At 53.1% G+C, this 12,403-nt stretch carries 11 protein-coding genes; 3 read left to right on the top strand and 8 right to left on the bottom strand.

Features of this window, described 5'->3' with window-relative positions; genetic code table 11:
• Nucleotides 1-106: 106 nt before the first annotated feature.
• The 8 genes from acnB to QWY27_RS03780 all read right to left on the bottom strand — a co-directional run bounded on the left by acnB (nucleotide 107) and on the right by QWY27_RS03780 (nucleotide 10,520).
• Nucleotides 107-2,686, bottom strand: a complete 2,580-nt coding sequence (acnB, locus tag QWY27_RS03815) for a bifunctional aconitate hydratase 2/2-methylisocitrate dehydratase (RefSeq protein WP_290194881.1) — start codon at nucleotides 2,684-2,686, stop codon at nucleotides 107-109.
• A gap of 103 nt (nucleotides 2,687-2,789) precedes the next feature.
• Complete coding sequence (locus tag QWY27_RS03810) at nucleotides 2,790-3,062, bottom strand: GNAT family N-acetyltransferase (protein ID WP_290194879.1); 273 nt, start codon at nucleotides 3,060-3,062, stop codon at nucleotides 2,790-2,792.
• Nucleotides 3,059-3,286 (bottom strand): hypothetical protein, encoded by a 228-nt coding sequence (locus QWY27_RS03805; protein WP_290194877.1) that lies wholly within the window; start codon nucleotides 3,284-3,286, stop codon nucleotides 3,059-3,061. The genes QWY27_RS03810 and QWY27_RS03805 overlap by 4 nt, the downstream gene beginning before the upstream one ends.
• Nucleotides 3,287-3,519: 233 nt before the next feature.
• Complete coding sequence (prpF, locus tag QWY27_RS03800) at nucleotides 3,520-4,701, bottom strand: 2-methylaconitate cis-trans isomerase PrpF (protein WP_290194876.1); 1,182 nt, start codon at nucleotides 4,699-4,701, stop codon at nucleotides 3,520-3,522.
• A gap of 23 nt (nucleotides 4,702-4,724) precedes the next feature.
• On the bottom strand, nucleotides 4,725-7,319 hold the full coding sequence (gene acnD / locus QWY27_RS03795) for a Fe/S-dependent 2-methylisocitrate dehydratase AcnD (RefSeq protein WP_290194874.1): 2,595 nt from the start codon (nucleotides 7,317-7,319) through the stop codon (nucleotides 4,725-4,727).
• A 15-nt stretch (nucleotides 7,320-7,334) separates the two neighbouring features.
• The gene (gene prpC / locus QWY27_RS03790) at nucleotides 7,335-8,534 is read right to left on the bottom strand and encodes a bifunctional 2-methylcitrate synthase/citrate synthase (protein ID WP_290194873.1); all 1,200 of its coding nucleotides are present in this window, start codon (nucleotides 8,532-8,534) and stop codon (nucleotides 7,335-7,337) included.
• 19 nt (nucleotides 8,535-8,553) lie between these two features.
• On the bottom strand, nucleotides 8,554-9,447 hold the full coding sequence (gene prpB / locus QWY27_RS03785) for a methylisocitrate lyase (RefSeq protein ID WP_290194871.1): 894 nt from the start codon (nucleotides 9,445-9,447) through the stop codon (nucleotides 8,554-8,556).
• Between the two features lie 83 nt (nucleotides 9,448-9,530).
• Nucleotides 9,531-10,520, bottom strand: a complete 990-nt coding sequence (locus QWY27_RS03780; protein WP_290194870.1) for a malate dehydrogenase — start codon at nucleotides 10,518-10,520, stop codon at nucleotides 9,531-9,533.
• 228 nt (nucleotides 10,521-10,748) lie between these two features.
• On the opposite strand from QWY27_RS03780, the gene QWY27_RS03775 reads away from it, so the two are divergent.
• The 3 genes from QWY27_RS03775 to sdhD all read left to right on the top strand — a co-directional run bounded on the left by QWY27_RS03775 (nucleotide 10,749) and on the right by sdhD (nucleotide 12,403).
• Nucleotides 10,749-11,519, top strand: a complete 771-nt coding sequence (locus tag QWY27_RS03775; RefSeq protein WP_290194868.1) for a GntR family transcriptional regulator — start codon at nucleotides 10,749-10,751, stop codon at nucleotides 11,517-11,519.
• 90 nt (nucleotides 11,520-11,609) lie between these two features.
• Nucleotides 11,610-12,020: a succinate dehydrogenase, cytochrome b556 subunit gene (gene sdhC, locus QWY27_RS03770; RefSeq protein WP_290194866.1), complete on the top strand. Its 411-nt coding sequence runs from the start codon at nucleotides 11,610-11,612 to the stop codon at nucleotides 12,018-12,020.
• Nucleotides 12,020-12,403: a succinate dehydrogenase, hydrophobic membrane anchor protein gene (gene sdhD, locus QWY27_RS03765; protein WP_290195056.1), complete on the top strand. Its 384-nt coding sequence runs from the start codon at nucleotides 12,020-12,022 to the stop codon at nucleotides 12,401-12,403. The genes sdhC and sdhD overlap by 1 nt, the downstream gene beginning before the upstream one ends.

The raw sequence follows: 12,403 nt of genomic DNA, 5'->3' as shown, positions 1-12,403 counted from the left end.
CACGATGGGTCTGAGCACGTAATAAAAAAATCCGCCTGTGGGGATAAACCCAGAGGCGGATTCAATGAGGTCTAACTGTTACAACTTTTGATCTGTTTCCAGAAAGTTATACCGCGTCAGCAACATCCTTGTAGTCAGGGATCTGATCAAAGTTCAGGTACTTGTAGATCTCTGCGCTGCTGTCTTTGAGCACGCCCATGTCTTTCATGTACTCTTCTTTGGTCGGAATGCGACCAAGCTTCGAGCAAATCGCCGCAAGTTCAGCCGAGCCTAAATACACGTTGGTATTTTTGCCCAAACGGTTCGGGAAGTTGCGGGTGCTGGTCGACATGACGGTCGCGCCCTCACGGACTTGCGCCTGATTGCCCATGCACAACGAGCAGCCTGGAGGCTCAGTGCGAGCACCTGCCGTGCCAAAGACACCGTAGTGACCTTCTTCTGTCAGCTGTGTGGCGTCCATCTTGGTGGGTGGGGCGATCCAGAGCTTGACCGGCATGTCGCGCTTGCCTTCGAGTAGCTTGGAGGCGGCACGGAAGTGGCCGATATTCGTCATGCAGCTGCCGATAAAGACCTCGTCGATTTTGGCGCCGGCGACTTCGGACAACATTTTGACGTCGTCAGGATCGTTGGGGCATGCGACGATAGGTTCGTGGATATCGGCCAAATCGATTTCAATCACTGCCGCATACTCTGCGTCTGCATCTGGCTCGAGCAACTTTGGATTGGCCAGCCACGCTTCCATGGCTTCGATGCGACGTCTGATGCTGCGCTCGTCTTCATAGCCATTAGCAATCATCCATTTCAACATCACGATGTTGCTGTTGATGTATTCGATAATGGGCTCTTTATTCAGGCGAACCGTACAACCGGCGGCAGAGCGCTCGGCTGAAGCATCCGCCAATTCGAACGCTTGCTCGGCCTTGAGATCAGGCAAGCCTTCGATCTCGAGGATTCGGCCAGAGAAAATGTTTTTCTTATTCGACTTTTCAACGGTCAGCAGACCTGCTTTGATAGCATACAAAGGGATGGCGCTGACGAGGTCACGCAGCGTCACTCCGGGTTGCATCTTGCCTTTGAAGCGCACCAATACCGACTCAGGCATGTCCAAAGGCATCACGCCCGTTGCGGCAGCAAAAGCGACCAGTCCCGAACCGGCCGGAAAGCTGATGCCGATCGGAAAACGTGTATGGGAGTCGCCGCCGGTTCCGACTGTGTCGGGCAAGAGCATGCGGTTGAGCCAGGAGTGGATCACACCATCACCGGGACGCAACGAGATGCCACCACGATTACTCATGAACTCGGGCAGCGTGTGGTGGGTTTTGACATCAACGGGCTTGGGGTAGGCCGAAGTGTGGCAGAAAGACTGCATCACCAAGTCAGCGGAAAAGCCGAGACAGGCCAGATCTTTCAGCTCGTCTCGTGTCATGGGGCCGGTCGTATCCTGGCTACCCACAGAGGTCATCTTGGGCTCGCAGTATGCGCCAGGGCGAACGCCTTGGCCTTCAGGCAAACCACATGCACGACCGACTATTTTCTGGGCCAAGGTGAAGCCTTTCTTGGAGGCGACAGGGCTCTGTGGCAGTCGGAACAAGGTTGAAGGTGGCAACCCAAGCGCTTCGCGCGCTTTGCCAGTCAAACCGCGACCGACGATCAGAGGGATGCGGCCGCCTGCGCGGACTTCATCAAACAAAACATCAGACTTGACTTGAAACTTTGCAATGACCTTGCCATCTTTCAGCGCTTCGCCATCATAAGGACGCAGCTCAATCACATCGCCCATATTCATGTTGGAGACATCGAGCTCGATTGGCAGTGCGCCGGCATCTTCCATCGTGTTGTAGAAAATCGGGGCGATTTTGCTACCCAAACAGACGCCACCAAAGCGCTTGTTAGGAACGAAAGGAATATCTTCACCGGTAAACCACAATACCGAGTTGGTCGCGGACTTCCGCGAAGAGCCTGTGCCGACTACGTCACCAACGTAGGCGACGAGGTTACCTTTTTTCTTAAGTTCATTAATTAAATTGATCGGACCGATCTTGCCTGGTTCTTGAGGCTCAATGCCGGGGCGGGGGTTCTTGAGCATCGCCATGGCGTGCAAAGGAATGTCGGGGCGACTCCAGGCATCGGGCGCTGGTGAAAGATCGTCGGTGTTCGTTTCGCCAGTGACTTTTAAAACGGTTACTTTCAAGCTTTTGGGAACTTCTGGGCGACTGGTGAACCATTCGCCGTCAGCCCAGCTTTGCATCACAGCTTTCGCATTGGCGTTGCCTTTTAAGGCTTTTTCTTTGACGTCGTGAAAGGCGTCAAACATCAACAATGTTTTTTTCAGTCCGTCTGCAGCGATCGTCCCGACGTCTTTGTCATCGAGCAACTCGATCAGCGGACTGATGTTGTAGCCGCCTAGCATTGTGCCTAGCAGTTCTGTGGCTTTGGCGCGAGAAATCAAGGGGCACTTTTCTGTACCCAACGCAACGGCGGCAAGATAAGATGCTTTGACTTTAGCCGCATCGTCCACACCTGCGGGGACACGGTGGGTGATGAGTTCAACAAGTGTGTCGCCTTCGCCAGCAGGAGGCGCTTTGAGTAGTTCAATCAGGTCAGCCGTTTGCTGAGCGGACAAGGGCAGGGGAGGAATACCAAGGGCTGCGCGTTCGGCAACGTGTTGGCGATAGGCTTGTAGCATGTGAGCGCCTTTCAGTGAGGTGAAGGATGAAATGATTGTAGAGCGAAGATTCAGGTGCTGCAAGTGTCTTATATCTTATATAAGACTAAAAAATAAGTAAAACTTAATGAATGATTCCTGCATATTCAGGATGTTTCTTTACATAGGCTGCGACATAGCTGCATTGCGGGATCACTTTCCAACCTTGAGACTGCGCATGATCCAAAGCGAACTTGGTGAGGTCAGCAGCCAGCCCGCGACCACCGAGTTCACTTGGCACGCCGGTGTGCGTGACTGTCATGACGTTGTTGTGCAGTGTGTAGTCCAACACGCAGCGGTGGCCCTCGACCAAGAGCTCAAAACAGCGACCGGATTCGTTGTGCTTGATATTGTTCATGAATTGGATCCCACTATTAAAAGTGCCCAGAGACAGAGCATTGAAACCAGGCCCACCGCGCAACTGCCCCATAGGCCGACAATCGGCCAGCGAACGCTCATGGGCAGGGTGGTCGGATCTACATGGGCCAGCAGCTTGTTCGAGTTGTAGGCGAACGAACCTGTTGAGCGATGAAACAAAATACGCAAAAAGTAATCAAGGGTGATCGTCAAACGGATACCCATCGGTAAATCTTCAAATCTCCGCTCGCGAAGATAAGGGTGTTTAAAGCGCGCATTAATTTGATCGATCTTGAAAAAAAACAGGTATGCGCCTGAAATAAAAAAGACGAACGTACAAGTAATAAAAAAAGTAAAAGCTAAAACGAGCGCATGAGAAAAATACTGTTGCATAAGGAGAGCTGAATCTTTTCAAAAAACATATGTATTGCGTGAATGGTCAAGGGCTCGCGTGAACGTTAACCCGGCACGCGCACCCAGCCTTCCATCAATACTCTGGCACTGCGACTCATGATGGCTTTGGTGACCTGCCATTGACCGTCGACTTGAGTGGCTTGGGCACCTACGCGCAGCGTGCCCGAAGGATGTCCGAAACGGACCGCCTCAAGATTGCCGCCCCCCGCCGCAAGATTCACCAGGGTTCCCGGTATGGCCGCAGCGGTACCAATAGCGACAGCTGCGGTTCCCATCATGGCGTGGTGTAACTTGCCCATGGACATGGCACGGACTAAAACATTGATATCCGAGGCGGAAATTTTTTTACCGCTTGAGGCAACATAATCAGCGGGCTTACCCACAAAAGCGACTTTCGGTGTGTGCTGGCGTTTTGCTGCCTCGCTCAGATCAGTGATGAGACCCATGCGCAGCGCACCATATGCCCGAATCTTTTCAAACATCTCAAGTGCTTTGGTGTCACCATTGATATCGTCCTGAAGTTCAGTCCCTTTGTAACCAATCGCTTCAGCGTTCAGGAAGATCGTGGGAATACCCGCATTGATCATTGTCGCCTTGAGAGTGCCCACACCAGGCACCACCAAGTCATCGACCAGATTGCCAGTAGGGAACATCGCGCCGCCGCCACCTTCTTCTTCGGCGGCGGGATCCATGAATTCGAGCTGCACTTCTGCTGCAGGAAAGGTCACGCCGTCTAGTTCAAAATCTCCAGTCTCTTGAACGGCACCATCGGTGATTTGGACGTGAGAAATGATGGTTTTGCCGATATTTGCTTGCCAGATCCGGACGGTCGCAATGCCATTTTTTGGAATACGACTTGGATCGACTAAACCATTGCTAATGCTGAACGGGCCCACTGCAGCGGATAGATTGCCGCAGTTGCCACTCCAGTCGATGAAAGGTTTGTCAATCGACACCTGGCCAAAAAGATAATCCACATCATGATCCGGACGCGTGCTTTTTGACAGGATCACGGTTTTACTCGTGCTTGAAGTCGCAGCGCCCATCCCGTCGGTTTGCTTGCCGTAGGGGTCGGGGCTACCGATAACACGCATGAGCAAGGCGTCGCGGGCAGCACCGGGCACCTGAGCGGCGGCGGGGAGATCTTGTAGACGAAAGAAAACGCCTTTACTGGTGCCTCCACGCATGTAGGTGGCGGGGACTTTGATCTGGGGTGCGTATGCCATGTGTTTGTTTCCTGATGGATAATTTAAGCCGCAGCGTTGGACTCCAGGAAGTCCTGAGCAAAACGCTGCAAGACTCCGCCGGCTTCGTAGATGGAGACTTCTTCGGCAGTGTCCAGACGGCATGTCATCGGAACCTCGAGTCGCTCACCATTTTTACGTGTGATCACCAAGGTCAACGTCGCAAGGGGCGTGGGCTGACCCAGCACATCATAGACTTCGGTACCGTCGAGGTTCAAGGTTTTCCGGTTGACGCCAGGTTTGAACTCTAGCGGCAGAACACCCATCCCTACAAGGTTGGTGCGGTGAATGCGCTCGAAGCCTTCTGCGGCAATGGCCTCGACACCTGCTAAGCGGACGCCTTTTGCAGCCCAGTCACGTGAAGATCCTTGACCGTAGTCCGCGCCCGCCACAATGATCAGTGGCTGTTTGCGTTCCATGTAGGTTTCGATCGCTTCCCACATGCGGGTGACTTTGCCTTCGGGTTCGATGCGCGCAAGTGATCCTTGCTTGACTTTACCGTTTTCCAACACCATTTCGTTGAGGAGTTTTGGATTGGCAAAGGTGGCGCGTTGAGCAGTTAAATGATCGCCGCGGTGTGTGGCATAGGAGTTGAAGTCTTCCTCTGGCAAGCCCATCTTTTCAAGGTATTCGCCCGCAGCGCTGTCACGCATGATGGCGTTGGAGGGTGAGAGGTGGTCGGTGGTAATGTTGTCGCCTAGCAAAGCAAGTGGTCGCATGCCTTTGAGCTGGCGTGTGCCAGCGAGCGCACCTTCCCAGTATGGGGGGCGGCGTATGTATGTGCTTTGAGGCCGCCAGTCATAAAGCGGACTCAGTTTTTCTCCTGTATCGACTGTGGCGGCGAACATGGGTTCGTAGACTTTGCGGAATTGTTCCGGCTTGACACTTGCTTTGACGATGGCATCGATCTCCTCGTCGGAGGGCCAGATATCCTTGAGCATGACTGGTTTGCCCTGCTTGTCGATGCCAAGCACATCGCGTTCGATGTCAAAACGGATCGTTCCGGCAATCGCGTAGGCTACCACCAGTGGTGGCGAAGCCAGAAACGCTTGCTTTGCATAGGGATGAATGCGGCCGTCAAAATTACGATTACCTGAAAGCACTGCCGTAGCATACAGGTCGCGATCAATGATTTCTTGTTGAATCACAGGATCAAGCGCGCCACTCATGCCATTACAAGTCGTACAGGCAAACGCCACGATTCCAAAACCGAGCTTTTCGAGTTCGGGTAAAAGTTTGGCGTCATCCAGATAGAGTTCGACTGTTTTGGAGCCGGGTGCAAGTGAGCTTTTCACCCAGGGCTTGCGGGTGAGCCCGCGCGCGTTGGCATTGCGTGCAAGCAAACCTGCCGCAATCACATTTCGCGGATTACTGGTGTTGGTGCAACTGGTGATAGCAGCAATGATCACGGCGCCATCTGGCATCAGGCCGGGTTCATTTTCCACTTTGCCGGAAATGCCTTTTTCCGCCAGATCCGTGGTCGCCACGCGACGATGCGGGTTGGAGGGGCCTGCAATGTTTCGTACCACTGTCGACAAATCAAAATGCAGCACGCGCTCGTACTCGGCGGTCTTGAGGCTGTCTGCCCAAAGGCCGGCATGTTTGGCGTAGGTTTCAACGAGCTTGACTTGTTCGGTCTCTCGGCCTGTCAATGTGAGATAGTCGATCGTTTGCTGATCGATATAAAACATCGCCGCGGTCGCACCGTACTCGGGGGTCATGTTGGAGATTGTCGCTCGATCGCCCAGAGTCAGATGCGCAGCGCCTTCGCCGAAAAATTCCAGATAGGACGAGACGACTTTTTGATTCCGTAAAAACTCTGTAAGGGCGAGTACCAGATCGGTCGCCGTGATGCCCGGTTGTAGCTTGCCTGTCAGCTCAACACCGATGATGTCGGGTAGCCGCATCCATGAGGCGCGGCCGAGCATGACACTTTCCGCTTCGAGTCCTCCCACACCGATCGCGATCACGCCAAGAGCGTCGACGTGCGGAGTGTGGCTGTCTGTGCCAACCAGCGTGTCTGGGAATGCGACGCCATCCTGAGCGTGCACGACCGGGGACATCCTCTCCAGATTGATCTGGTGCATGATGCCGTTGCCGGGAGGGATCACATCGACATTTTTAAAGGTCTTTTTGGTCCAGTTAATAAAATGGAATCGGTCTTCATTGCGGCGGTCTTCGATTGCACGATTTTTTTCGAAGGCATCCGGATCGAAACCACCGCACTCGACGGCAAGGGAGTGATCGACGATCAATTGTGTCGGGACAACTGGATTGACGAGTGCGGGATCTCCGCCTTGTGCTGCGATCGCATCCCTGAGACCAGCAAGGTCCACCAAAGCAGTTTGCCCAAGAATATCGTGGCAAACAACTCGTGCAGGAAACCACGGAAAATCCATATCGCGTTTGCGCTCGATAATTTGCGTGAGCGAAGCGGTGAGCGTTGCGGGGTCGCAACGGCGAACGAGATTTTCAGCCAGTACACGCGAGGTGTAGGGAAGCTTGTCATAGGCACCGGGCTTGATGGCATCAACAGCCGCACGGGTGTCGAAGTAGTCGAGCTTGGTGCCTGGCAGAGGTTTGCGATTCGCAGTGTTCATATTTTTAGAGGCAGATTAACGGCGTTTGGCAAGAGGAACGAATTTTTGATCATCAGGACCGGTGTAGTTTGCAGCGGGACGAATGATCTTGTTGTCGATACGTTGCTCGATGATGTGCGCGGACCAGCCAGCTGTGCGCGCAATCACGAACAGTGGTGTAAACATTGCAGTTGGAACGCCCATCATGTGATAGGACACAGCCGAGAACCAATCAAGGTTGGCAAACATCTTTTTCGCATCCCACATCACAGCTTCAAGACGATCGGCAATGTCATACATTTTGGTGGTGCCGGCTTTCTTTGAGAGGCGCAACGCCACCTCTTTGATGACCTTGTTGCGCGGATCGGAAATCGTGTAGACAGGATGTCCAAAGCCGATGATGACTTCTTTGTTTTCCACTCGTGCGCGGACATCGGCTTCTGCTTCGTCAGGCGTCTCGTAGCGCTTCTGCACTTCAAACGCAACTTCGTTGGCACCACCATGTTTCGGTCCGCGCAACGCACCGATGCCACCCGCGATCGCGGAGTACATGTCCGAGCCTGTGCCTGCGATGACACGGCAAGTAAAGGTCGAAGCGTTGAACTCATGCTCCGCATACAAAATCAAGGAAGTGTGCATCGCGCGTACCCAGTCTGCATTGGGTTTTTTGCCGTGTAAAAGATGCAAGAAGTGCGCACCGATCGAGTCATCGTCTGTTTGAACGTCGATAATTCGGCCGTTATGGCTGAAGTGATACCAATAAAGGAGAGCGGAGCCGAGATTGGCCATCAGTCGATCGGCGATATCGCGCGCGTCGGGGATGTTGTGATCCTCTTTCTCAGGCAGGATGCAGCCGAGTGCCGAGGCAGCAGTGCGCATCACGTCCATCGGATGGCTGGCTGCAGGTAATGACTCCAGAATTGTTTGCAGTTGAGCGGGGAGGCCGCGCATTGATCGCAGTTTTTCTTTGTAAGCGGCAAGCTCTGCCCTGTTTGGCAGTTTGCCATGAATCAGCAGGTGAGCGATTTCTTCAAATTCGCTCGTGTCGGCAAAATCAAGAATGTCATAACCGCGGTAGTGCAGATCATTGCCGCTTCGACCGACAGTGCACAAGGCTGTGTTGCCTGCTGTCACGCCTGAAAGCGCAACAGACTTCTTTGGTTTGAAAGCGGGGGCGGCAGTCTCAACAGCTTGTGCTGGAGCGGCGCGTTTCGTCGATTTTTTAGTGGTGGCCATAATTGGATTCCTCAGTGAGTTATTTTGATTTGCCTTGAGCAAACAGAGCGTCGAGTTTGCCTTCGAATTCATGATAGTTGATACGGTCGTACAACTCATCGCGCGTTTGCATCATGTCAATCACGTTGCGCTGGTGGCCATCGCGACGGATGGCTGTATAAACCGTTTCCGCGGCTTTGTTCATTGCCCGGAAAGCGGAGAGGGGATAGAGCACCATGCCCACTCCCGAGCTGCGCAACTCTTCGACTGAGAATAAAGGTGTCTTGCCAAACTCGGTAATGTTTGCAAGCAGCGGTACGTCGACTGCCTTAGAAAACTTTTCAAAGGTGGCGAGGTCGTATGCAGCTTCGGCGAAAACTGCATCCGCACCGGCTTCCACGCAGGCAATGGCGCGCTCGATTGCGGCATCGACTCCATGAGAGGCGATGGCATCCGTGCGTGCGATTAAATAAAAGCTGTCGTCAGTGCGCGCATCCGCAGCGGCTTTTACGCGATCGCGCATTTCTTCGGTCGAGACAATTTCTTTGCCCGGACGATGGCCACAGCGCTTGGCACCGACCTGGTCTTCGATATGGCATCCGGCTGCGCCGAATTTGCTCAAGCTTTGAATTGTGCGTGCAATGTTGAAAGCGGAGGGACCAAAGCCTGTGTCGATATCCACAATAAGGGGCGTATCGCACACGTCTGTGATTCGACGGACATCCGTCAAGACGTCATCGAGTGTATTGATGCCAAGATCAGGCAGACCCAGAGAGCCCGCCGCGACACCGCCGCCGGAGAGGTAGATGGCCTTGAAGCCGGCGCGCTTGGCAAGCAGGGCGTGGTTGGCGTTGATGGCGCCGATAATTTGCAGAGGTTTTTCGGCTGCGAGCGCTTCGCGAAACCGTTGGCCAGCGGGGGCTTGTTTGGACATGTTGTTCTCCGTGAAGAATATTGATTTTTTGATGCCGATCTTTTAAAAAAAATGGGCCCTCATGGGGCCCATTGACTGTGTGCTTATTTGAGCAAATGCGCGACGGCGTCACGCTCTTCGATCAGCTCTTTAAGCGTCAGGTCCATGCGCTCACGCGAGAACGCGTCAACCTCAAGTCCGGTGACCCGGTGGTATTGGCCACCTTCGCACGTCACAGGTACGCCGTACATGATGCCTTCGGGAATGCCATAGCTGCCATCCGAGGGAACGCCCATGGTGACCCATTTGCCGTTGGTGCCCAAGACCCAGTCGCGCACATGGTCGATTGCTGCGTTCGCTGCTGAGGCAGCGGAAGACAAACCACGTGCTTCGATGATAGCGGCGCCACGTTTGCCAACCGTAGGTAAGAACACATCGCGATTCCAGGCTGCATCGTTAATCAGTTTTTCAACGCTCTGTCCACCTATTGTGGCGAAACGGTAGTCCGCATACATAGTGGGAGAGTGGTTACCCCAGACTGCGAGCTTCTGAATTTCAGCAACAGGCTTGCCCATTTTGCTAGCTAACTGAGACAACGCACGGTTGTGATCAAGGCGCAACATTGCAGTGAAGTTCTTGGCTGGCAGGTCAGGCGCCGATTTCATCGCGATGTAAGCGTTGGTGTTGGCAGGGTTGCCGACGACAAGTACTTTAACGTTGCGGTTTGCCACGGCGTTGAGCGCTTTGCCCTGTGCGGTGAAGATGGCGGCATTGACAGCCAGCAGGTCTGCTCGCTCCATGCCGGGACCTCGGGGACGCGAACCAACCAGCAGCGCGACCTCAACGTCTTTGAACGCTTCGAGCGGGTCGCTGTGAGCAGTCATAGATTGCAGCAAAGGAAACGCGCAATCATCGAGCTCCATCATTACGCCTTTGAGCGCCTTTTGGGCTTTTTCATCCGGAATTTCCAGCAGTTGCAAAATAACAGGCTGGTCTTTGCCAAGCATTTCGCCTGAAGCAATACGGAACAAAAGGGCGTAACCGATCTGGCCTGCTGCACCAGTAACCGCAACACGCACGGCGGGTTTGGACATAACGATCTCCGAAAGGACGAGAGGATTGTGAGAAGGGATAAAAAGAGAGTTTAGCTTTTTTGTGCGACCGGTTAGCAATGAGGTCGCTCAGAAGAATTCCATTGCAAGATGCTAATGCAAATGCTGTCCCGCCGTCAATGATCTTATATCTTATATAAGACACAAGAGTAATGGACTTCCAGTGCCTGCTATGCCAAAATGTAGCGATGAGCATTTTGATTGATTCCGATGTCTGACACCTCCCGACTCCGCAGTGCAACGGCCGACTCCGGTGTGAGTCAGCCTGCAGCATTTAGCCCTCTCTACCAGCAGATCAAAGCCCTGCTGGTCAAGTCGTTAGATTCGGGCGAATGGAAGCCTGGCGAATCCATCCCAAGCGAAATCGAGCTCGCTGCGCGCTTTCAGGTGAGTCAGGGTACAGTCCGTAAAGCAGTCGATGAACTGGCAGCCGAAAACTTGCTTTTCCGTCGGCAGGGCAAAGGCACCTTTGTTGCCACACATCTTGAGCCCCGGGTGCGCTTCAGATTCCTCAGGCTTGCGCCGAACGAGGGTGAGCCTGAGCCTGCTCAAAGTCGGGTGCTTGATTGCCGTCGCATTCGTGCCAATGCTGAGATCGCCCGTGCATTGGAAATCAAAGCGGGCGATCCTGTTGTGGCCATTCGACGAATGTTGTCCTTTTCAAACGTTCCGACAGTGATTGATGATATTTACCTGCCTGGATCTCTCTTTAAAGGCCTGACAGCTGATTTGCTTAATGGCTACTCAGGGCCGCTTTATGGTTTGTTCGAGTCTGAGTTTGGCATCAATATGGTGCGTGCCGAAGAAAAGCTTCGCGCGATCGCTGCCCCGGATGATGTGGCCCAAGCGCTTGGCGTCGAGCCTGCAATACCCCTACTTTGTGTGGAGCGAATTTCCTTCACCTACGGAAACCGTCCTGTAGAATTACGTGTCGGTCATTATGTGACTAATCAGTATTATTATCGTAATAGCCTGAATTGAAAGCTTTTTTTGATTGATTTGAATGCGCGTTCCACATGAGCGAAAATAGCATGTTTTCCTTTATCCAACTGTTCTCCGTACGAGGTTGTTATGTCTGACTCAGCTAACAAGCCGCGTCCTCAATTCCGTAACATTAATGTTACTGATTTGATGGCGTACCGCTTGCCGATGGCCGGAAAAGTATCCATTTTGCATCGCATTAGTGGAGCTTTGCTGTTTTTGTGCTTGCCCTTCCTGATTGCACTGTTTGCGATGAGTTTTGTGAGTCAGGCCGGCTTTAACGCACTGGCAATGGTGATCGGACATCCAATCGTCAAGGTGATTTTGCTCGTTCTGATTTGGGGCTACCTGCATCATTTCTGTGCGGGTATTCGTTACCTGATCCTCGATTTGCATATCGGTGTGGATAAAGAATCAGCCGCCAAAAGCGCAAGCATGGTGATGGGCGTGAGCCTGGCTCTGACCCTGGTATTCGGTCTCAAACTATTCGGAGTGTGGTGATGGTTCCCGTCGAGAAAATTGGTCCAAAGCGCTTAGTCGTCGGCGCACACTACGGTACAGGCGAGTTCATTGCACAGCGCGTCACTGCCATCATCTTGGCTGTTTATACGCTGGTTTTGCTGATCGGCATCCTGACCATGTCCGGCTTCACATATGAGGGTTGGAAAAACCTGTTTACGTTTACGGTTTTGTTTATGCCTCTCGGTCAGATTCTCGCAACACTCGCGATGTTTTCGCTTGCGTGGCATGCCTGGATTGGTGTGCGCGACATCTGGATGGACTACATCAAGCCCGTAGGTCTTCGTATTTTTTTACTGGTGCTGACTATCTTGTGGTTAGTCGGATCGGTCGTGTACTTCGTACACATCCTCTGGAGAAATTAA

The organism is Zwartia vadi (assembly GCF_030410375.1).
Classification (GTDB): domain Bacteria; phylum Pseudomonadota; class Gammaproteobacteria; order Burkholderiales; family Burkholderiaceae_B; genus Zwartia; species Zwartia vadi.
The sequence above is the reverse complement of the archived record's forward strand: the minus strand, read 5'-3'. Positions and strand labels throughout refer to the sequence as shown.